Origin of the sequence: Streptomyces swartbergensis (assembly GCF_002148965.1) — a bacterium.
GTDB classification, from domain to species: Bacteria; Actinomycetota; Actinomycetes; order Streptomycetales; family Streptomycetaceae; genus Streptomyces; species Streptomyces swartbergensis.
In genome coordinates this window covers 1-8,039 of the sequence record NZ_NGFN01000382.1, presented here as the reverse complement: position 1 = coordinate 8,039, position 8,039 = coordinate 1, and the positions used below count along the sequence as shown (strand labels likewise).

The window sequence follows — 8,039 nt, the reverse complement described above, 5'->3', positions numbered from 1 at the left end:
GCGCGGGAGCGGTCGGCGGTGGGGCGGGCCGATGAGCGGGTGGTCGCGGCAGTCAGGAAGGTGCTGGAGGGGCAGCGGGAGCGGTCGACGGGCACGCTGGTGCGGCTGCGCCGCCGGGTGGGGTGGCTGCTGGAGGAGGAGTACGGCCCTGGGGCGGTGGCTCTGCCGCCGGCGTCGACGTTCAACCGGCTGGTGCACGCGGTGGCCGACGGGCAGGGCCTTTTGGGGACAGCGGCGCAGCGGCGGTGGCATGCGTCGCGGCCGGCACCTCCGTTCACGCCGACGGTGGCACTGCGGCCGGGCGAGCTGGTGATGCTGGACAGCACGCCGCTGGACGTTATGGCGGTCCTGGACGACGGTGTGACCGGCCGTCTTGAACTGTGCATCGCGCTGGACGTGGCGACGCGCAGCATCTGCGCCGCGGTGGTGCGTCCGGTGGGCACGACGTCGGTGGACGCGGCGATGCTGCTGGCGCAGATGGTGGTGCCGACGGCGATGCGGCCGGGCTGGGACAAGGCGCTGTCCATGCAGCGGTCGGTCATCCCCTACGAGCGGCTGATCGCGTTGGACGCGCGGCTGGAGCAGGCTGCCGCCCGGCCGGTGATCATGCCGGAGACGGTGATCGTGGACCAGGGCCGGGTGTATGTGTCGGCGTCGTTCGTCTCGGCGTGCGAGAGCCTGGGGGTGTCGGTGCAGCCGGTGCCGCCGGCGAACGGCCCGGCGAAGGGGAACGTGGAGCGGACCTTCCGCGCGATTGCCGACGGGTTCAGCCAGTACTTGCCGGGCCACACCGGCTCGGACGTCTCCCAGCGGGGCGCGGCCGCGGAGCAGGATGCCTGCTGGAGCCTGACGCAGCTTCAGGAACTGCTGGACGAATGGGTCATCTGCGGGTGGCAGGAGCGCCGGCACGAAGCGCTGCGGCACCCGATGATGCCGCGGGTCGCCGTCTGTCCGAACGAGATGTGGGCAGCTTTGGTGGCGTTGACCGGGCATGTACCGGTGCCCTTGTCCGCCGACGACTATGTCGAGCTGCTGCCTCTTAGGTGGCAGGCCGTCAACGACTACGGCATCCGCTTCGGCTACCGCACCTACGGCCACCCCGGCCTGAACCCCTACCGGCGACGCCGCTCACCGCGGGCGGACAAGAACGGACGGTGGGAGGTCCACCACAACCCCTACGATCCGAACCGGGTGTGGGTGCGCCTGCCCGAGGGATGGCTCGAGGTGCCGTGGGTCCACGCGGGTGCGGTCAGGCGCCCGTTCACCGCGTTCACCTTCGACCACGTCCGCCGCACCGTGGAACGCCGGCATGGCCGTGAAGAGCACGAGGCGGCGATCGCCCAGGCACTGGATACGCTGCTGCGCCGTGCCAGCCAGGGACTGGGCAGCAGGCGAGAGCGGACGGTAGCTGCCCGGGCCCAGGCGGCCGCGCAGATGACCGATCCCTCCCCCGCCACCGCCCCGCCGCAGTGGCCTGCGCCTCTCGCGCCGGGGGCCTCGTTCGGGCTGCCCGGTTCCTTCACCGTCCCGCTTCAGGATGCCGACGGCTGGGACACCGACGACAGCCTGGACGACATCGAGGACAACCAGGACGACGAGGACTACCTTCTCGCCGCCCTTGCCGACGGCCAGGACGCCGCGGCAGGCCACGCGGATGAGGCCGAAGCATCCGAGCCGACGGCCGAAACGACCCAGGACCAGGCCGCTGAGCGGACGCTGGACGCCGCCGGGGCGGGCGGCATGCGCATCTACGACCCGTACCAGGAGGCCCAGGCATGGTGACAGCGGCCCAGCCCGCCACCACGAGCACGTTCAGTCCGCTAACCACGTGGGACGGGTGGCAGCAGTTCGTCGACACGCCCCACGCACCGGCACGGGACGCCGACGACCAGGAGTGGACGCTGGAGCAGCGGGAGGACTACCACGCACGGTTCGTGGTGCTGAAGACCCCCGCCATGGACACCATCTCCACCGCGGTACGCCGTCTGCTGCTGCTCAACCGCGGCCAGCAGGGCGGAGCCAGACGCGGCCTGATCATCTCCGGACCGGCGACCACCGGGAAGACCACCGCGATGCAGCAGCTCGGGCGCACCGTCGAACTCGCCGACCGGCGCCGCCACCCGAACCAGGACGGGCGGCTGCCGGTGCTGTTCATCACCGTGCCGCCGTCCTCCACCCCGAAGATGCTCATCAGCGAGTTCGCCCGCTTCCTCGGCCTGCCGATGCTGGAGCGGATGAACCAGATCCAGATCACCAACGCCGTGTGCGAGCTGCTGTGCGAGATGGGCACCCAGCTGGTCCTGGTCGACGACGTGCACCTGATGGACACCCGCAGCCGGGCCGGCGCCGAGACCTCCGACCAGCTGAAGTACCTCGGCGAGCGGATCCCGGCGACCTTCGTCTACTCCGGCATCGACGTCGAAGCCTCGCCCCTGCTGACCGGCGTACGCGGCTCCCAGCTCGCCGGCCGCTTCAAAATCGTCCGCAACCAGCCCCTGCGCTACGGCAGCCCAGCCGACAAACAGATCTGGCACGACCTGGTGCACAGCATGGACAGCGCCCTGCGACTACGCCACCACCGGCCCGGCACCCTGCTCACGCACGCCGCCTACCTCCACGCCCGCACCGGCGGCCGCATGGGCAGCCTCTCCCACCTCATCCGAGAAGCCGCCCTCGTGTCCCTGCTGGACAGCACCGAGAAAATCACCAAGAAGCTCCTCGAACAGATCGAACTCGACACCGCCGCCGAACAACGGGCCCGGAAACCACACCGCCACAGGACGCCCTCGCAACGCCAGCCCTGACCCGCGGCGTCTGCCTCAACCGTCCGCCCCGATCCCCTGTTTGGCCACTGCTCGGATGCCGGTACATCCGAGCCCGTCAGGAACGACCTCTGCTCCCTCATGCACGACTTTCCTCCACCACAGCCGCAGCCGCCGCGGACAGCAGCGGCACGACCGGGGCCGGTACGGCTCGCGCCGCTGCAGGGCGAGACGAACCTGTCGTACCTGGACCGGCTGGCCGACCGCTACCGGCTCGGCGTCAGGGACCTCGTCCCGGCGCTCCTCCAGGTCGGCGGAGGCCTGTTCAAGGGCTACCGCACGGACGGCGAGATCTACCTCAACGCCGAAGCCCGCGCCCGCATCTCCGCGTTCAGCCGCGTGCCCGAGGACGTCTTGGGACGGGCCCTGCCCGCCTGGGCTGCTCAGGAGCCCCTCGCGCCGGAGGGGGTGGGTGCGGCCGGGCGGTTCCGCTTCGGGGCCGTGGTGCCCGCCGCGGGGGAAGGCTGCCGACTGTGCACCGCCGCACGCACCGGACGCACCAAACCCGCCCGGGTGTATCTACAGCCGCACACTCGCATCTGCCTGCGCCACCGCCGCTGGATGCTCGGCACCCACTGGATCGACGGCGCGCCGGCCGACACCGAGCAGGTGGACCTGGCGGGGCTGGCGGAGGTGGTCGCGGCGCACCGGCGGCATCTGGATCTGCTGCGCCATCGGCCTGAAGCCGTTCGTGCGTTCGAGGTCGCGCATGCCGTGGTCGTCTCCTGGTGGGCGCAGCAATGGTCCGAAGAAGAGCAGTGGCCGCGCCGGGTACGCCAACTCACGCCGCAGGGGGCCGATCCCGGCTGGTGGCGGCTGCTGGCCCGGGACGCGGTCACCTACCCCGAGACCGTCGCCCTGACCTCGGTCCTCACCGATGAACGCACCAGGCAGCGGCTGCTCGCCGACACCGGCGGACATCTGCCTCACACGCTCGCTCACGTGCCTGGTCTGGTCGGCGAACTGGCGCAGGTCACGGGGCGGCCGTGGCTTGTTGAGCGGATCGCCTCGACCTCGGCCGGTCCTTTGCTGCTCTGGGCGCAGCACTGCGTACGGGCCGCCGCGGACGCAGCCGTCGCCGACCGGCTGTGGACGCTGCACATGGCGCACCGGCCCCGCCCCATCGCCCGCGAACTCACCGCCTACCGCGACGCCGCACAGCAGCCGGAGAAGGCTGCGCGCGGTATGCGGCTGCACCTGGGGCTCCGGCACAGGTCGGATCAGGCGTTCACAACGGGGCTAGCGCACGCCCGTGCCTACGCCGCGGTGCACGGCCATCTCGCCGCCCCGATCCACAGCCGGTTCGACGGCTTTGCCCTGGGCCGTTGGCTGTCGAATCATCGGAAGTTCCCGGCGATGCCGCCCGAACATGTCGCGGAACTCGAGGCGCTGGATCCGTGGTGGCGGCCGCCGTGGACGGTGATGTGGCAGCGCTTCTACTACCAGGCCCGTGACCACACCCGCGCCCGCGGAGCACTGCGGCCCGAACACGGCTTCCCCATTACCAGCTTCGGCCTGGGCGAATGGCTCTACAACCAGTGCACCGGCTACGACACCCTGCACCCCGCGCAGCAGCGCCTCCTGGCCGACATCGGCCTCACCCCCGAGGCCGTACAGACGGCCCGGCCCCGCCGCAAGCACATGGCCACCCACTTCCAGCGCGCCCTCGCCTGCGCCCGCTCCTTCGCCGACGCCCACGGCACGCTGGTGAACGCGACCACCGACACCGTCCAGGACGGACTGCCGCTGGGACAGTGGCTGTCCAACCAGCGCAGCAAAGACCGCGCCCATCAGCTACGTCACGGCAGCCCCTCACCCCGCGCGCTGGCCCTGTCGGCGATCGACCCCTGGTGGAACCCGCCCTGGACCCTGGAATGGCAGCGCTCCTGGCACCAGGCACACACCCATGTCCAAGCCGGCCACGTCCTGGACACCGCGGCCGGATTCCCCAGCACCACCAGCGCGCTCGCCGCGTGGCTGACCGCCCAGTGCGCCCAGTACGACACCCTCCAGCCCGACCAGCAGGACCTGCTCGCCCGCATCGGAATCACCGCGGACCGGGCCCGCGGCGCCGCCGCCCGGCCCGCTGAAAACGAGGCCGACTTCGCCACCGCCCTGGGCTACGCACGCTCCTACCACGCGGCGCACGGCACCCTCGCCGCCGCAGTCGACACCGTCCACGACGGCTTCCAGCTCGGGCGGTGGCTGCGTCGGCAACGCCAGCACGCCCGCGACCACGCCCACCGCGGCACACCACCATCCGCCCAGACCAAAGCCCTGACCGCAGTCGATCCCTGGTGGTGCCCGCCCTGGAGCCTGGCGTGGCAGCGCGCCTGGCAGCACATCCACGACCAGGTCAAGGCCGGCCACCACCTCGACGCCGACCACCACTTCCGCAGCTTCGCCCCCGCCCAGCGCAGCTGGCTACGCACACAACGCAACCATTACGACGATCTCCAACCCGACCAGCAGCGCCTCCTGGCCGACATCGGTCTCTCCTACGACAGCGCCCGCACCCGGCCCCTCAACCCCTACGCCGAAACCGCGCTCGCGCACGCCCGCGCCTACGCCGCCCTCCACCACACCCTGGCTGTGGCCTACTCCACCGTCCACGACGGCTTTCCCCTCGGCCGCTGGCTCAACGACCAACGCCAACAAGCCCGACGCGAGACCACCCCCAACGCCCGCCACCAGGCCCTCACCGCGATCGACCCGTGGTGGAACCCGCCCTGGGACCTGGCCTGGCAGCGCGCCTGCACCCGCGCCCGCACCACACAAACCCGCCCCCACGGTGTCCCGGCCGACGTACGGACCTGGATCAGAGCCCAACACGCCGCCTGGGATCGTCTACGCCCCCAACAGCAACAACTCCTGACCGACCTGGACATCACCCCCGAAGCCGCCGCCCGCCGCCGGACCAGCCGCGTCTACCCCGTAAGCCCAGGCCTCGCCCACGCCCGCGCCTACGCCGCCCTGAACGGTCACCTCTCCCCCAGCGCAGACACCCACCACGACGGCTTCCCCCTGGGCCGCTGGCTGGTACAAAAACGCCGCGCAGCCCGACAAGGACGCCTCTCCCCCACCACCACCCAAGCACTCGACACCATCGACCCCTGGTGGAACCCACCCTGGCCCAGCATCTGGCAGCGCACCTACCAGCAAGCCAAGCTGCACCAGCTCAACAGCCAGCTCCATCCTCCGACCCTCCAGAAGTGGACCGACAGGCAACGCACCCGCTGGACCACCCTCCACCCCAACCAGCAACAGCTCCTCACCACCATCGACATCCACCCCGGATAGAACCGACAACAGCGGCACTGTCAGCCCCATGCGGGACAATTCCACTACGGGCGAATCCATCACGACACAGCTCCTCAACGCGGACCTCGAGACGGCCTGCCCCAGCTGCGGCTACCTGATGTGGGTCCGCTACTCGGAGGTCGTAGCCCAGACCGCCGTGATCTGTCCCTGCTGCTTCACCCAGATCTGGCTGGTCGACGAGACCGGCAGCGCGCAGAACGCGGGCGATGCGATCCAGCAGCAGATCACCCAAGCGATGAAAGGCCTCTTCCGGTGAAGTACCAGCAGCGCCTCCAGGTCGCCGTACGCGAACGCCTGCGCAAACTCATGACCGCGCCCTACTCCAGCGCCGGCCACGAAGTCCACCTCGCTGTCACCTGGATTAACAGCCAGCCAGCCCTCAGAGGCCTGCTCGAAGAGGCAGCCCGGGCAGAACCAGACCTGGACTCGGAGAGCTTCCGCACCGGCCTGACCAATGGCCAGCTCAGCTGGCCCAGCAGGACCGAAGAAGGACAAGCCACGCTCATCTGGAAGCTGATGCAGGAGATCGCCAAAGACGAAGTCGACAGCCCCGACATCGGGTGGCAGATCGCAAGCGGCTACAGCATGCACAAGAACATCCAGGACAACTGGCGAGAGTTCGCCGAGGACATCCTGCAGCCTCTCTTCGGCTATCTCAGCGAACGTGTCGGCGCAGAGAGCAGCATCCTGCACACTCTCGAGCGCTATCGCACCCGGTTCGACCGGGAAGAGCTGTACACGCGCTTCACCGCCGACACCGCCAACGGCGAAGAGGTCTACAACCTCGACCTCCAGCGCTTCCTCTTCCTCGAAGGCGACCACATCACCCAAGCCAAACCACGCTCAGCCTCCGGCGAAGCCGACCTCATCGGCGACCTCGACGGCCGCGACCCCCTCGTCTGCGACGGCAAGATCTTCGACGGGAGCAGCCGCGGCAAGGGCTACCTCGTCAAAGGGCTGCACCAGGTCGTCAAGTACGCCCACGACTACGGGCAGCACACCGCCTACCTCGTCATCTACAACATCACCGACAAGCTCCTCGAACTCCCCACCGACGGCACGCCCGGCGCCTGGCCCCCCTACACCGAACTCTCTGGCGTCCGCGTCTACTTCGTCCACGTACGCGTCCTGCCACCCACCACCACCGCCAGCAAAGCCGGCAAAGCCACCCGCGTCACCCTCACCCGAGACGACCTCACCAACCCGGACGCCGCCTGACGTCCGATTCAGCAGGTACTTTCGGCAGAATCCATGCCTCAGACATCCGATAGGGAGCACTGTGAACAGCCGGGACCGCATCCCGTACTTCCGCTGGCAGCGCCACTTGCCGCGGCTCATACAGGACCGGAGCGCCGGCCTGATGATGGCCGCGGCGGCGGTCATCGCCCTCTCGTTCAGCGTCATCGGCGGTCTCGCTGAGCTGTCCGGCCCATCATCAGATCCGTGCCAGCGGGCCCGCGACATCGCCGATGACGCCCGCCCCGCTGACGGAAAGGTGGACTCCGGCATTGAGCGCGAGCAGGCCATCGAACCAGCAGGTGATTGGCTCGACGCCGCGACCGAATGCCAACAGAGCGGCGGCGACCCGGGCCCCGGGTTCTAGCCCAACACCACAGCAGCCCCCGCCGACCCGGGCCGGATTGCGGCCATCGGCTACCTCTACCGCCCGATCGACTGACACCTGACGCCCCACCACACAGCGCCTCAAGTAGTGACCCAGAGAAACTGCACTGCGCTCGATCAACCTGCACACGCCACATACACGCAGGCCAGAGAGCCAATACCTCTCTCAGCCCCACGCTCTGCGCACCCCAACCACCACAAAGACCACCCAGAAAAACTGAGAAATCCCAGCTTGCAACCGCAACAACACCTCAGAAAAACTGGGCGACGACA

6 protein-coding genes are annotated in these 8,039 nt (G+C 69.6%); all 6 read left to right on the top strand.

Annotation, left to right across the window (positions count from 1 at the left end; translation table 11 throughout):
- A partial coding sequence (locus CA983_RS37275; RefSeq protein ID WP_086605160.1) for a DDE-type integrase/transposase/recombinase occupies window positions 1-1,782 on the top strand: 1,782 nt, incomplete at its 5' end.
- Complete coding sequence (locus CA983_RS37270) at window positions 1,776-2,804, top strand: TniB family NTP-binding protein (RefSeq protein ID WP_086605159.1); 1,029 nt, start codon at window positions 1,776-1,778, stop codon at window positions 2,802-2,804. The genes CA983_RS37275 and CA983_RS37270, both read left to right, overlap by 7 nt.
- A gap of 99 nt (window positions 2,805-2,903) precedes the next feature.
- The gene (locus CA983_RS37265; protein WP_086605158.1) at window positions 2,904-6,122 is read left to right on the top strand and encodes a Helicase associated domain protein; all 3,219 of its coding nucleotides are present in this window, start codon (window positions 2,904-2,906) and stop codon (window positions 6,120-6,122) included.
- 28 nt (window positions 6,123-6,150) lie between these two features.
- Window positions 6,151-6,399: a hypothetical protein gene (locus CA983_RS37260; RefSeq protein ID WP_086605157.1), complete on the top strand. Its 249-nt coding sequence runs from the start codon at window positions 6,151-6,153 to the stop codon at window positions 6,397-6,399.
- Window positions 6,396-7,361, top strand: coding sequence for a hypothetical protein (locus CA983_RS37255; protein WP_086605156.1), 966 nt, complete (start codon window positions 6,396-6,398; stop codon window positions 7,359-7,361). Before CA983_RS37260 ends, CA983_RS37255 begins: the two co-directional genes overlap by 4 nt.
- Window positions 7,362-7,422: 61 nt before the next feature.
- Entirely contained in the window at window positions 7,423-7,746 is a 324-nt protein-coding gene (locus CA983_RS37250; protein WP_086605155.1) for a hypothetical protein, read from the top strand.
- Window positions 7,747-8,039: the final 293 nt, after the last annotated feature.

What these genes read in the sequence shown, in the direction of transcription:
- CA983_RS37270 (WP_086605159.1), top strand. Translation starts at nt 1,776, where the DNA reads ATGGTGACAGCGGCCCAGCCCGCCACCACGAGCACGTTCAGTCCGCTA.
- CA983_RS37265 (WP_086605158.1), top strand. Translation starts at nt 2,904, where the DNA reads ATGCACGACTTTCCTCCACCACAGCCGCAGCCGCCGCGGACAGCAGCG.
- CA983_RS37260 (WP_086605157.1), top strand. Translation starts at nt 6,151, where the DNA reads ATGCGGGACAATTCCACTACGGGCGAATCCATCACGACACAGCTCCTC.